Origin of the sequence: Proteiniphilum sp. (assembly GCF_034331125.1) — a bacterium.
In the GTDB taxonomy this organism is placed as follows: Bacteria; Bacteroidota; Bacteroidia; order Bacteroidales; family Dysgonomonadaceae; genus Proteiniphilum; species Proteiniphilum saccharofermentans.
Genome location: NZ_JAXQGC010000020.1, coordinates 1 through 11,077, shown reverse-complemented (window position 1 = coordinate 11,077; position 11,077 = coordinate 1). Strand labels below are relative to the sequence as shown.

General features: G+C 40.2%; 13 protein-coding genes, 1 tRNA gene and 1 pseudogene. 5 read left to right on the top strand and 10 right to left on the bottom strand.

From position 1 onward, the window contains the following. Positions 1-384: 384 nt before the first annotated feature. Positions 385-459: transfer RNA gene (locus U2P89_RS05155), tRNA-Val, on the bottom strand. A 327-nt stretch (positions 460-786) separates the two neighbouring features. Between U2P89_RS05155 and U2P89_RS05150 the strand changes: the two genes are divergently transcribed. After that, a complete protein-coding gene (locus U2P89_RS05150; RefSeq protein WP_322190799.1) occupies positions 787-1,902 on the top strand; it encodes a DEAD/DEAH box helicase in 1,116 nt (371 codons plus the stop codon). A gap of 48 nt (positions 1,903-1,950) precedes the next feature. Next, the gene (locus U2P89_RS05145; protein ID WP_322190798.1) at positions 1,951-2,397 is read left to right on the top strand and encodes a cold-shock protein; all 447 of its coding nucleotides are present in this window, start codon (positions 1,951-1,953) and stop codon (positions 2,395-2,397) included. A 9-nt stretch (positions 2,398-2,406) separates the two neighbouring features. Here U2P89_RS05145 and U2P89_RS05140 read toward each other — a convergent pair whose 3' ends face one another. From U2P89_RS05140 to U2P89_RS05125, 4 genes are all read right to left on the bottom strand, one after another. Next, positions 2,407-3,453, bottom strand: a complete 1,047-nt coding sequence (locus tag U2P89_RS05140; protein ID WP_322190797.1) for a DUF2891 domain-containing protein — start codon at positions 3,451-3,453, stop codon at positions 2,407-2,409. Between the two features lie 83 nt (positions 3,454-3,536). Next, positions 3,537-3,875: an antibiotic biosynthesis monooxygenase family protein gene (locus tag U2P89_RS05135; protein WP_322190796.1), complete on the bottom strand. Its 339-nt coding sequence runs from the start codon at positions 3,873-3,875 to the stop codon at positions 3,537-3,539. 35 nt (positions 3,876-3,910) lie between these two features. Next, positions 3,911-4,135 (bottom strand): hypothetical protein, encoded by a 225-nt coding sequence (locus tag U2P89_RS05130; protein ID WP_322190795.1) that lies wholly within the window; start codon positions 4,133-4,135, stop codon positions 3,911-3,913. A gap of 150 nt (positions 4,136-4,285) precedes the next feature. Further along, on the bottom strand, positions 4,286-4,651 hold the full coding sequence (locus U2P89_RS05125; RefSeq protein WP_322190794.1) for a helix-turn-helix domain-containing protein: 366 nt from the start codon (positions 4,649-4,651) through the stop codon (positions 4,286-4,288). Between the two features lie 145 nt (positions 4,652-4,796). Between U2P89_RS05125 and U2P89_RS05120 the strand changes: the two genes are divergently transcribed. Together U2P89_RS05120 and U2P89_RS05115 are read left to right on the top strand one after the other, a co-directional pair. After that, on the top strand, positions 4,797-5,429 hold the full coding sequence (locus U2P89_RS05120) for an NAD(P)H-dependent oxidoreductase (protein WP_322190793.1): 633 nt from the start codon (positions 4,797-4,799) through the stop codon (positions 5,427-5,429). A 68-nt stretch (positions 5,430-5,497) separates the two neighbouring features. Further along, a complete protein-coding gene (locus tag U2P89_RS05115; RefSeq protein WP_083710992.1) occupies positions 5,498-6,361 on the top strand; it encodes a VOC family protein in 864 nt (287 codons plus the stop codon). A gap of 39 nt (positions 6,362-6,400) precedes the next feature. Here U2P89_RS05115 and U2P89_RS05110 read toward each other — a convergent pair whose 3' ends face one another. Next, on the bottom strand, positions 6,401-6,952 hold the full coding sequence (locus U2P89_RS05110) for a DNA-3-methyladenine glycosylase I (protein ID WP_076930593.1): 552 nt from the start codon (positions 6,950-6,952) through the stop codon (positions 6,401-6,403). 224 nt (positions 6,953-7,176) lie between these two features. On the opposite strand from U2P89_RS05110, the gene U2P89_RS05105 reads away from it, so the two are divergent. Next, positions 7,177-7,548, top strand: a complete 372-nt coding sequence (locus tag U2P89_RS05105; RefSeq protein ID WP_313380330.1) for a winged helix-turn-helix transcriptional regulator — start codon at positions 7,177-7,179, stop codon at positions 7,546-7,548. Positions 7,549-7,555: 7 nt separating this feature from the next. Here U2P89_RS05105 and U2P89_RS05100 read toward each other — a convergent pair. The 4 genes and pseudogenes from U2P89_RS05100 to U2P89_RS05090 form a co-directional block, all read right to left on the bottom strand. After that, a pseudogene (locus U2P89_RS05100) lies at positions 7,556-8,017 on the bottom strand (hypothetical protein); the annotation flags it as partial. A gap of 62 nt (positions 8,018-8,079) precedes the next feature. Then, entirely contained in the window at positions 8,080-8,229 is a 150-nt protein-coding gene (locus tag U2P89_RS15240) for an HpaII family restriction endonuclease (protein ID WP_083710993.1), read from the bottom strand. Between the two features lie 106 nt (positions 8,230-8,335). Beyond that, positions 8,336-9,220 carry a protein adenylyltransferase Fic gene (gene fic / locus U2P89_RS05095; protein ID WP_076930596.1) on the bottom strand — a complete coding sequence of 295 codons (885 nt, stop codon included), beginning with the start codon at positions 9,218-9,220 and terminating at the stop codon, positions 8,336-8,338. A gap of 57 nt (positions 9,221-9,277) precedes the next feature. Then, positions 9,278-11,026 carry a DUF2075 domain-containing protein gene (locus U2P89_RS05090; protein ID WP_322190792.1) on the bottom strand — a complete coding sequence of 583 codons (1,749 nt, stop codon included), beginning with the start codon at positions 11,024-11,026 and terminating at the stop codon, positions 9,278-9,280. Positions 11,027-11,077 lie beyond the last annotated feature (51 nt).

Sequence of the window (11,077 nt, the reverse complement as noted above, 5' to 3'; positions counted from 1 at the left end):
ATATCTACTATTTTACTGTATTATAGACTATTGAATGCTTTTTAAGGGTCGACTACTTAGCATTAATCGTACTGGGTAGAATTGAAATAGGTTGAGGAGATATGTGAATATCTGGCAATTGAGGCATTAATCGTACTGGGTAGAATTGAAATTTGAGCGTGTATCGTCGCATGTAGGTTGCAAATTGTACCATTAATCGTACTGGGTAGAATTGAAATGAGATTTGGTCGAGCAATGCTTTATATTCCGGTTTCCATTAATCGGACTTGGTAGAATTGAAATTCAGGAACGAGGTTTTTAAAAATCAACAGTGAAACGCCATTAATGGTTATATAACAAAAAAAAATGGGACAAATCTATCATTTTTAGACTTGTCCCAAGAGGTGAACTGTGCCGGATTCGAACCGGCGACCTCTGCCCTGTCAAGGCAGCGCTCTAAACCAGCTGAGCTAACAGTTCGTGCCGCAAAAGTACGGAAAAATCTGATATGTTCTGGTTTCCCGGATAATAAATTATAAATAATTCCTGATTTGGGGTGTAATTATTATGTAATTTATGGTGTGATCGGACTAATAGCTGAAAAACCGATTTATTTTCGTATCTTTGCATCCATTATCAATTAAGTTAGTATTGTATCTTTCTTCTCAAGGTTTTGCTCCGCCATTTTAGGCGGATCTTCCCATCGCCGAAATCGACATCAAAATCAACTTATTTGTATAAGTTATCAATCAGTTACAGGAATGTGGAATATCGTTTATCATAGCATATCCTGTTTAATATTAAAACATGACATTTAAAGAATTATCAATTATAGAGCCGGTATTGAGGGCTCTCAACGAAAAAGGACATACAACTCCCACACCAATACAACAACAGGCTATTGCCCCGGCACTCGATAACCGTGATATCTTAGGACTGGCACAGACCGGCACAGGAAAAACCGCAGCATTTGTACTCCCCATCATACAACAACTCTATCTGAATAAATCCCATGTCAGGAAAAGAGAGATCAAGGCATTGATTTTGACACCTACACGGGAACTGGCTATCCAGATTAATGAATGCCTGAGCGACTATATCCGCTATACGGGACTCCGTCACTGCGTAATATATGGTGGAGTGAAACAGAATGCCCAGGTGAATGAACTGAACAGGGGAATAGATATATTAGTGGCTACTCCGGGACGATTGCTCGATTTGATGAACCAGAAGATCATCAGTCTCCAGGCTATCCGTCATTTTGTGCTGGATGAAGCCGACCGGATGCTGGATATGGGATTTATCCACGATATCAAACGGTTGTTACCGCTGCTGCCCAGGGTGAAGCAGACCCTTTTCTTTTCGGCCACCATGCCATCATCAATAGCCGATCTTTCACGTTCCATCCTGCATAAGCCGGTCAGGGTAGAAGTGGCACCGGTATCGTCGGTAGTAGACACCATTGAGCAGTATATCTACTTTGTGGAAAAACCGGAAAAGAAGGATTTACTCATTAACCTGCTGAAAAAGGATAAGAAGAGATCGGTATTGATATTCTCCCGTACCAAACATGGAGCGGATAAGATCGCACGGATTCTCTCCAAATCCGGAATAAACAGTGCCGCCATCCATGGGAATAAATCGCAGAATGCCAGGCAAAGGGTACTGGCTGATTTTAAGTCGAATAAGATACAAACCTTAATCGCGACGGATATTGCAGCACGGGGAATCGATATCAATAATCTCGAACTGGTCATCAATTACGACCTTCCCGATGTGGCTGAAACCTATGTACACCGCATCGGCCGTACGGGTAGGGCGGGGAATACCGGTACTGCCGTTACTTTCTGTGCCGATGAGGAAAGGGATATGCTGAAAGACATCCAGAAATTGACAGGCAAGACCCTTGTGGTAGCAAGCTAAACAGTAATCATTCAATCAATTAAAAATAAAGACATTTCAGGTATAAATATGGCTAAATCAGTTTCGTATAACAAAAGAGAAGTAGAAAAGAAAAAACAGGAAAAACGCTTGGAAAAACAGAAACGCAAAGAAGAGCGTAAAGCCAATGCCGGCTCCGGCTCATTGGACGATATGATCGCTTACGTGGATGAAAATGGGGTGATTACCGATACTCCGCCAGATCCCGTACAAAAGCAGAAAATAGACATAGACGATATCGCGGTATCCACCCCTAAGAAGGAGGATATCGGAGAACCCGAACCCAACAAGGGACGGGTGGAATATTTCAATGCCGATAAGGGCTATGGATTCATTAAGAGTACCTCCTCTGTGGATAAATACTTCTTCCATATCAGCAGTGCACCGGCTTCTATCGATGAAGGTGATAAGGTTACATTCGATCTGGAACGCGGCAAAAAAGGGCTGAATGCCGTGAATATTGTGATTACAGAATAAAAGATCACCCTATTTACTCATTAATGCATAGAGGGCAAAAGAGCCCAGCCAATGGCTGCCCATATAATCATCGTTGGTTATATTACCCAGTGAATAATTGAGATGATTGTCCGCTATTGTTTTCAGGTATCCCAGTTCCGGCAGTTTTTTGGCAATAATATATAAACATGTAGCCCTACTGAAATTCAGTCCGTCGAGGTGAACCAGATGCCCATCCGTACGATCCGAAACCTCTCCGGGTTCCAATGCGAAATCGGGATTGAATATCTCCGGCAGGAAATTCTTTAGCCATACACGGTATTCCTGCGTATCCAATACCTTACTCATCAGAAGGGCCTCTTCCAGGCAAGGGGAAAGGAAATCACTGCCACTGGGTTCATAAGAGAGGTTACAGTCCATGTCTTTCCCATACAATCTTATGGCGTGCTCCATTATGAGTTGTTGAAACTCCTTATCGTTGATAGATCGGGCATAGTCAATAGATAAAGAGAGCCCGAAAGCGGTATTATCATGTTGTCCCGTGCGGATAGGGTAGTAGAGCTTCGGTAGATATTCCTTGTATTTTTTCACAAGTGTGTCGGCCAAAGGTTTTAACGCCAGGCTCCATTGTTCTGCATCGGGATCATCCCATGAGTCTAATTCACTTTGCAGTTGGAACAACCATGCCCATCCGTAGGTGCACTCAAAATTCCGGTTGTTATAATCCTTAAAGAAAGCCGATTCTACAGATACGTTCTCCGATGTTATATTCCTGTTCAGGATAGCCCTCACTTCTCCGGAGCTATCCAATTGAGGGTATTCCTTCAGCAATTTTATAATGGACCAGTAACCGTGTACTGAAGAATGCCAGTCGAAACAACCATAAAATACAGGACGCAGCTCTTTGGGACTTTTCAGGTCATCCGTACTACCCAGTACCTGCCCCAGCTTATTGGGATATTCAACCTCTATGCAATGCACAGGCAGGCTGAATATCTTTTCTGCCTGTGGCAGATCTAATGTTTGGGCATTGATATATCCACAAAATAACAAGAAAATAATAAGAATTTTTTTCATCGGGTCAATTTAAATGATAGAAGTCCAGTTCACGAAAAACTTCCCTCTGGATTTCCCGGACAGTTGACTCTCATTTTATATCGCTATTCAGGGCTTAACGTCGAGACCAGTTCAAACTCCTCAAAAGTCATATTCAGGTCTTTGCGGTTAATAGGTTCTTTTCCCAATTCTTTCCTTAGTTTATGCTTGTCGATATGCGACTGTGAATGCTCCTTGCTGGCATGCCATTTCTCCTGCGATTCCTTGTCTTTCCAGTAAATAAGCACTTTTATTATATCAAAATCATCCGCCTCCTTATTGACCAATATGTCGCGGCGGATAAAACCTTCTGCTTTGGTAGACCTGGAAGGGAGCGACAAATCCTCAATAACAGCGTCCGAAAGATCTTTCGCCACCTTCATATTGCGTGACATTACATACATAACTGTGAATTTTAAAACGTTTATTACTCCTATTACTATTTTTCGCGGACAAGCGTATCCAGTAACCTTTTCAGGTTATACCAGCAGGTGTTTTCCTTATTGATTGTCTGGACCAGGATATCCTGTTCATTCATGGGTACACCTAAAATCCTGAAAATGTCAAAAACTTCCCGTTCCGCCACATTCATACAATACAGCCTTCTCTCATGCTCTGCATGTTTCCGGCAATTATCACATGCGCTATTTAAATAACTGACCATCACTGTAATTTTTATTTGACCTGACTTACGTATCCATCTCTCTGGAGAACTCTCAATTAAAAAATAAAATTATTCTTTTGCGATCTATTACGCAATACCCTAAAATAATGATTTTTCTTCGGGAAATTAATCTATTTTGGGGATGGGAATTCACACCGCCTTACCGACTGTATTTTCCCGATGTTCCAATCCCCATTCCACCATTACGTCCAACACTTTGGTCAGGGACTGGCCCGATCTTGTCAATTCATATTCGACGGTAACAGGTACACTGTCGTAAACCGTTCTGGTCACAATACCGTTTACCTCCAGATCCCTCAATTCCTTGGACAACATGCGTGGAGTGATCTTCGGGATGTTCCTTTCCAACTCTTTGAAGCGTTTTTTTCCGAAAAGCAATGCCCCGATGATGGGTAACTTCCATTTGCCGCTGACAACGTTCATCGTATCGTTGATTGCCAGGACATAATTACCCGCACATTGCTTTGCTTTATTCAGTTCAATCGAATGGTTCATATATAGCTGATTTTGTTGATGATATATTAAAGTATACTGGTATACATAAGTATAGTAGTTACTATTATATAGCAAATATAGCTAATTTTGCATCATCAAAACGATTTTATTAAAAAAATTACAGCAATATCAAATTAAAAGAAGTATGTCATTAATAAACAACTTAAACTGGCGTTATGCCACGAAGAAAATGAACGGACAGGCCGTTCAGAAAGAAAAACTGGATTATATTCTGGAAGCGGCAAGACTGGCTCCTTCCTCATCCGGATTACAACCTTACAGGGTTTTTGTGATCAGCGACAGGAAGGTGCTTGAAAAAATAAAGGAGGTGGCTTTCAATCAAAGCCAGATAACAGACTGTTCCCATCTGATCGTCTGGGCTGCCTGGGACAGCTATTCAGCCGAAAAGATCGGGAATGTAATGGAAAAGACATCAAGGGAACGCGGGTTGCCGGATAATGCGATGGGTGAATATGCCCAGTCGCTTTGGGCAAATTATCAATCCCTGGGTGAAGAATGGCATAAAAACCATACAGCCAAACAAGCCTATATATCATTCGGATTAGCGATTGCCGCAGCGGCAGAGCAACAGGTCGATGCCACCCCTATGGAAGGCTTCGACTCTGCTAAATTAGATGAAATCCTCGGCCTTGACGCATTGGGTCTAAAGAGTGTTGTTATCCTGCCCATAGGCTACAGGGATGGCCAACACGATTGGCTTGTAAACCTCAAAAAAGTGCGCACACCCAAAGAAGAATTTATCACAGTAATTGATTAATTCATACAACAAAAAATTTATGGCAGCTCCGGATTCATCATCAAAACTATTCATATTTACTTGTGGTTATGGTAAAAGATAGAATGAAATTCGGGGCTGTCCATTTGGAAGTGACCCACAGGGGAAAATCACTTTGGTTTTACAGGGATATTATCGGGTTACGGTTGCGGAAAGAAAACGGGTATCTGGAAATGGGGACGGATACCGAAACATTGGTCGTATTGCACCCAACGGCAAAACTATCCGGGAAGCATGGATATAGCGGACTTTACCACTTTGCAATTCATCTGCAATCCGAGGCAGAGTTCGCCCGTGTTCTCGCCCGCCTTATTTCCAAACGATACCCCATTTCACCGACAGACCATACCATTTCGAAAGCAATCTATCTTAATGATCCGGATGGAATTACGGTAGAAATAACGTTTGAAACCCCCGAACGTTTCTCTGAATATATTGTAAAAAACGGAAGATTCCTTTCCCTTGACAGAGACGGGACAGAGAGATTGTCGGCGGCACCGCTTGACGTTGGAACCTTGATGCAAATCGTCCCCCATGACGGCATACAAAAACCGCTACCCGCAGATACCGTTATCGGGCATATTCACTTATATGTGGGTAATCTTGAAAAAGCAAATGATTTCTATAAGCAAATTGGCTTTGAAGAACATTCTTTTTCCCCTCAAATAAAATTTGCCGATTTGAGCGCGGGTGGTGTTTTCAAACACAGAATGGCGATCAATACCTGGCAAGGTCTGAATGCACCACAGCCGCCGGACGGTACGGCAAGAATGAGACATTTCACCATTAAATATGTTTCGGAAGAAGGCCTGAAATCGGCATTGGCAAATGTATCAAAGTTCGAGAAAACTGATAAAGGCTATATTGTATTTGATCCATCGGGTACCAGAATAATTCTGACAACTGGGGACTGATTGAATTTGATCAATGGTTCTGAAAGTTTATATTTTCCATCAGACTTTAGTCCACACAGGGTTTAATTTCAAAATTTCTTTATATACAGGGCAATCTTCTCTATGTGCACCGGGTAGATAACCAATGCTCATCAAAAACTCGTTGACGATTTCCCCGCCTGTAAAGCGGAATGTCTTTTTAAACAGCTTTGTCCATTCTTCTTTTGTCCTGGGATGATTGGTTTCCAACCATTTGTTGAATGAACCATATTCTCTTTGTAACGAACAAATCGTTTTCGCATTTTCTATGGCTGCGTTAATTTTCAAACGGTTACGAATAATACCCGGATCGTTCAGTAGTCTCTCTCTGTCAGTTTCCGTATAAGAAGCCACTTTTGTAATATCAAAATTATCATACGCTTCTCTGAACGATTTTTCTTTTTTTAAAATCGTTTCCCAACTCAAGCCTGCCTGGTTGATTTCCATGATTAACCGTCCGAACAATTCATTGTCATCGTGAATTGGAAAACCATAATGATTATCGTGGTAATTCTTGTGCAGCGCTTTTCGCCCTTCCGGTTCCAGGGCGTCTATATAAAAACAGTAGGACATTATTTTCGGTTTATTTACTTTCTTCTACTATGATTGCCTTGTATATCCCTATCGTTGTAAATAATAGGATTACAAATATATAAAATAATGTCTTATTCCTTTTCATTTATTACGCATTGCTGAGCATGATTTCCAAACGGGTAATCTTGTTATCCGTTATCATCAGATGATAATCCAGGGCAACCGGGCTTCCATCAAAATCTCCTGAAACTACATTTGCACTTATGTATGAAAGAAAGATACCGTTAAGTTTGAATTGCGGTCTTGACCTGATTGGTGAAGTCCTCTACGGCAAATGGAAGATCCGTTTATTGTGGTTTATCCATAAAGGATATAAGCGCCCGAGTGAATTACAACGTAAAATACCCGATGCTTCCCGGAGAGTTCTGAACATCCAGTTGAAAGAACTGGAAGCACACGAATTGATTACCAAAACTATTTATCCGGTAGTTCCACCAAAGGTCGAGTACAGTCTGACTGAATTTGGAGAAACACTGATTCCTGTTATTTCGGTATTGGGTCAGTGGGGTGATGAACATCAGGAACGTTTACGGCATCTCATCCTGAAACGATTAGGTCAACTGCCGCTGGATTAAAAGCGATTTAACTAACAATACATTCATAGAATAAGCTATCAGGATTAATTTTCGTCTTATCCCCACGGATCTCTCTTGCATCTGATTTCTCCCTGTCTTTCCTTATGGAATACGGTCCGGTATAACTTTTTTCGATACAATTCATTATACCCGGTCTCATTCTATATTTATCGGCAAGCTGTCCAAAATCATCTATTTGTCCTTCCCCGAAGCATTTTAAACATATTTCAGCGCAGGCTCGTGCATCATGTTCTGCCCGGTGATGTTTAAGTGGGATATTGAAATAATCACAAATTGCATTCAGGTTATCTTTCCAGATAGAATCAAATTCAGGGGAGTTCTCAGTATCTTCCGGTGTGATCCCATGTATCCGGATATTAAAATTATCATATAAATTGTCTTTGGGCCTGATAAGAGAGGAATACGTATCCACTATTTCTCCGTTTTCAACAAACGAAAGTCCGATTTCGCAGACATTGGATAATTTTTTCGGTTATAATTACCTTTCTAAGAATTCCCATGATCAAATAATTATTTTATAAACCGAATTTGGAGATTCAGTTTGAGATACTGTTCACCTCCATCCTTATAAATTACTCCAAAATCATGTCTTGAGGTACTGGCAGTTTCAAATTTAGTGTTGTTCAGCAAATAGTCTTCAAATTCATTTTTATTGTATATATGAACAAGTCAACAATCGGGATTTTAACCGTATGGGATTCCATACAGTTAGAAATGGAGAAGGAAGATTGCTTAATGAAGCAGTCTATCATGATTTCATATTCTTTTACTCGTTTTCTTCATAATAATAGGAATAGTCAATCCCTTTCATGAATATTTCCCGGCTGTTGATTTCATCTGTGAGTGCATCTTTTAGTAAAGTCTTTAGTCTAACACTGTTGGAGGAACTTTGTATCATTGCATTCATATAATCGTCTTTACCGATCTTGCTCCAATCGACACATCGTTTCAGTCTTTTCTTCAAGATCAGATCCAGCCAGATTCTGGTACTTCGACCGTTACCTTCCATGAATGGATGAGCAATATTCATTTCCACATATTTATCGACTATCTCCTCGAAACTGTCTTCCGGCATCTGTTCAATTTGTTTCAATGTGGTACCTAAAAACTGTGCTACTGCAAACTGGAAGCCCCCTTTCGAAATGTTCTTTTGTCTGATTTGACCGGCAAAATCATATAACCCCCCGAAAATATAGGCATGAATTTTCTGTAGACTTTTTGTCGTTCCGACTTCCTCGTCTTCGATAAGATTGCTTTCGAAGAGGGAATACGCCTTCTTCTTGCTTTGTCCATCAATACTGTTGTCGTTGTATGTGAACCAGTCGAGAAATTTGATGGCTTTATTATTGGGAAAATGCTTGGCAAGAGAAATAACGCCATCATAATCAAGGACGTTTGAAAGTCTCCTTTTCCCATCAGGTGCTTTTAATTTCAACTGGGTAGTGACGCTACCCAGTTCATTTCCTTCTTTTCTCAGTTTGGCTTTGAGGTATTTCCAATAATTTCGTGTTTTGGTATAGTCGTCTTGGCTTGTAAGAACAGCAACAATATCCAAGACGGAAAACCACCATTTGTTGTTTTCTTCGTCCCAAATAGCACGAACTTCACGGTCATCGAAAAAACGGATGGATATTTTTGTCTTATCGCTCATTGCTATGTCTATTTTTTCTTTTCAAACACTACCTCGAATACGGGATCAAGACAATATTTATATTGTTTGTAATCCGATTTCTTTCAAATAATTATATGTGCCATCGTAATACTCTTTTTTACGGGTATGATCTTCCTCATTCCCTTCAGGAATAACAATCACCATTCCTTGCCTTGCACGAGTAAGTAAAACCCGATAGGCGTTTAGCAAATATTTCTTACGCTCAATATTATGTATGTTCTGCCATCTATTGCCTTTGAAAGAGAAAGTTTTCCATCCACTTGGAGAATACCGCATATCGCCATCCCAGACAACGCAGCTCCAGTCTAATTCCAGACCTTGTATGTAAAATTCAGTGGCAACATCTTCCAAATAAAAGGAAGAACGAACATCGTCTTTGCCATCTAAGAACCAATGGACATGATTCATCGGTGTTTTTACATCAATAGCAAATGGCTTTAACCGTAATGCCTGTGAAGAAACAACAATACCGTAGCGCTCGCTCCCTCTTGCTTTTTCTTTGAGCCACTGTTTTGCTTTCAGAATATCACGGGTTAATACGATTGGGTATTTTTCAGCAATTTGTAAAAAATCTTCTTTGGCCTTCTCTATTTCGATATCCAAAACATTTTTGACAAACGAAGATAATTTTTCAGCTCGGAAGGAACGCATTGAGACAGATAAGTGTAAGTCTTCACTAAAATGAACCTTACCTTTATTCTCCAAAATTTGAATTGTCTCCATAGCTGCATATTCCGAATCAGTGAGATTAGGTGAAATATAGACACTCCAATCGGAAAAAGTTTTATCTATCGCGTGGAGCCACTCGGAGATACCAGCTTCTCCGGTATTAATTTCTTGTCCACCTCCCACTAAACAAATAATGACAGCCCAGTCTTTATGTCTGTTTAAGCATGAAATCAGAAACTCCGGTTCTGAATAATCAAAATCGGGAATGCCTTTTTTCTGCTTCATAAATTTGATCGTCTGTTCTTTATTCCATGCCCGTTGTGCTTCATCAAAAATTGCGACATGGTCATATGGAGCTTCTTGATTTTTCAGATATTCGTCCCTGTAGTGATGTATAATTTGAATAAATGTCTTGACCGCCTGCTTGGCACTTATTTTCGTTATTTTGTTACCTTTTTCTCGTTCTCTCTGTACTTTGTCTCTTGCTAATGCTTCTTGCAATATATCCACCAATGGTTTATTCCCAGACAAATAAACGCTTGCATTTCCGTTTTCATTGTCGAGATGAGAAGTGGCAACATTTAGCCCAACAAGCGTCTTCCCTGCTCCGGGAACACCCGTAACAAAGCAAATGATTTTTTTATGCTCATTTCGGGCAATATCAATTATCTCAGATATTTTGTCTGTAGTCAGTGTAAGATTCTTTGCACTTGCATCACTTCGGGTAATATTTTCAACACTATGGCTTGTGTAGAGAGATACAGCAGCTTCGATGATTGTCGGTGTTGGCATATATCCTCCATCCACATATTTGGGTATATTTATTTCCGGTTCGTCAGAAAAGAAGCATAAGGCATTTTGAATGACTTCTTTCAGTCCTTTGCTGTTAACTTTTACAGGCAATGTAAGATTGTCATTGTGTGAAGTAAGGACAATCTCCGTAAAAGATGTCTTGGACTCAGTCGCAATCAAAACAGGGACTAAAACAACATTGTGACTTGTTTTGTGAAAGTTTTTTAGGTCCAAAGCATAATCCCAAACCTGCTCAATGTTGGAGTTTAAAAAATGGCTTTCTCCAACTTTAAATTCTACTACGAAAACTATATTTTTAATCACTATTAACCGACTAAATTCTAAATCCTTTAAATTCTATTTTTATTACGATGA

Excerpts from the sequence above, each read along its gene's own strand:
- U2P89_RS05150 (WP_322190799.1), top strand. The coding sequence starts at position 787 with ATGACATTTAAAGAATTATCAATTATAGAGCCGGTATTGAGGGCTCTC.
- U2P89_RS05145 (WP_322190798.1), top strand. The coding sequence starts at position 1,951 with ATGGCTAAATCAGTTTCGTATAACAAAAGAGAAGTAGAAAAGAAAAAA.
- U2P89_RS05140 (WP_322190797.1), bottom strand. The coding sequence starts at position 3,453 with ATGAAAAAAATTCTTATTATTTTCTTGTTATTTTGTGGATATATCAAT.
- U2P89_RS05135 (WP_322190796.1), bottom strand. The coding sequence starts at position 3,875 with ATGTATGTAATGTCACGCAATATGAAGGTGGCGAAAGATCTTTCGGAC.
- U2P89_RS05130 (WP_322190795.1), bottom strand. The coding sequence starts at position 4,135 with ATGGTCAGTTATTTAAATAGCGCATGTGATAATTGCCGGAAACATGCA.
- U2P89_RS05125 (WP_322190794.1), bottom strand. The coding sequence starts at position 4,651 with ATGAACCATTCGATTGAACTGAATAAAGCAAAGCAATGTGCGGGTAAT.
- U2P89_RS05120 (WP_322190793.1), top strand. The coding sequence starts at position 4,797 with ATGTCATTAATAAACAACTTAAACTGGCGTTATGCCACGAAGAAAATG.
- U2P89_RS05115 (WP_083710992.1), top strand. The coding sequence starts at position 5,498 with ATGGTAAAAGATAGAATGAAATTCGGGGCTGTCCATTTGGAAGTGACC.
- U2P89_RS05110 (WP_076930593.1), bottom strand. The coding sequence starts at position 6,952 with ATGTCCTACTGTTTTTATATAGACGCCCTGGAACCGGAAGGGCGAAAA.
- U2P89_RS05105 (WP_313380330.1), top strand. The coding sequence starts at position 7,177 with ATGTATGAAAGAAAGATACCGTTAAGTTTGAATTGCGGTCTTGACCTG.
- fic (WP_076930596.1), bottom strand. The coding sequence starts at position 9,220 with ATGAGCGATAAGACAAAAATATCCATCCGTTTTTTCGATGACCGTGAA.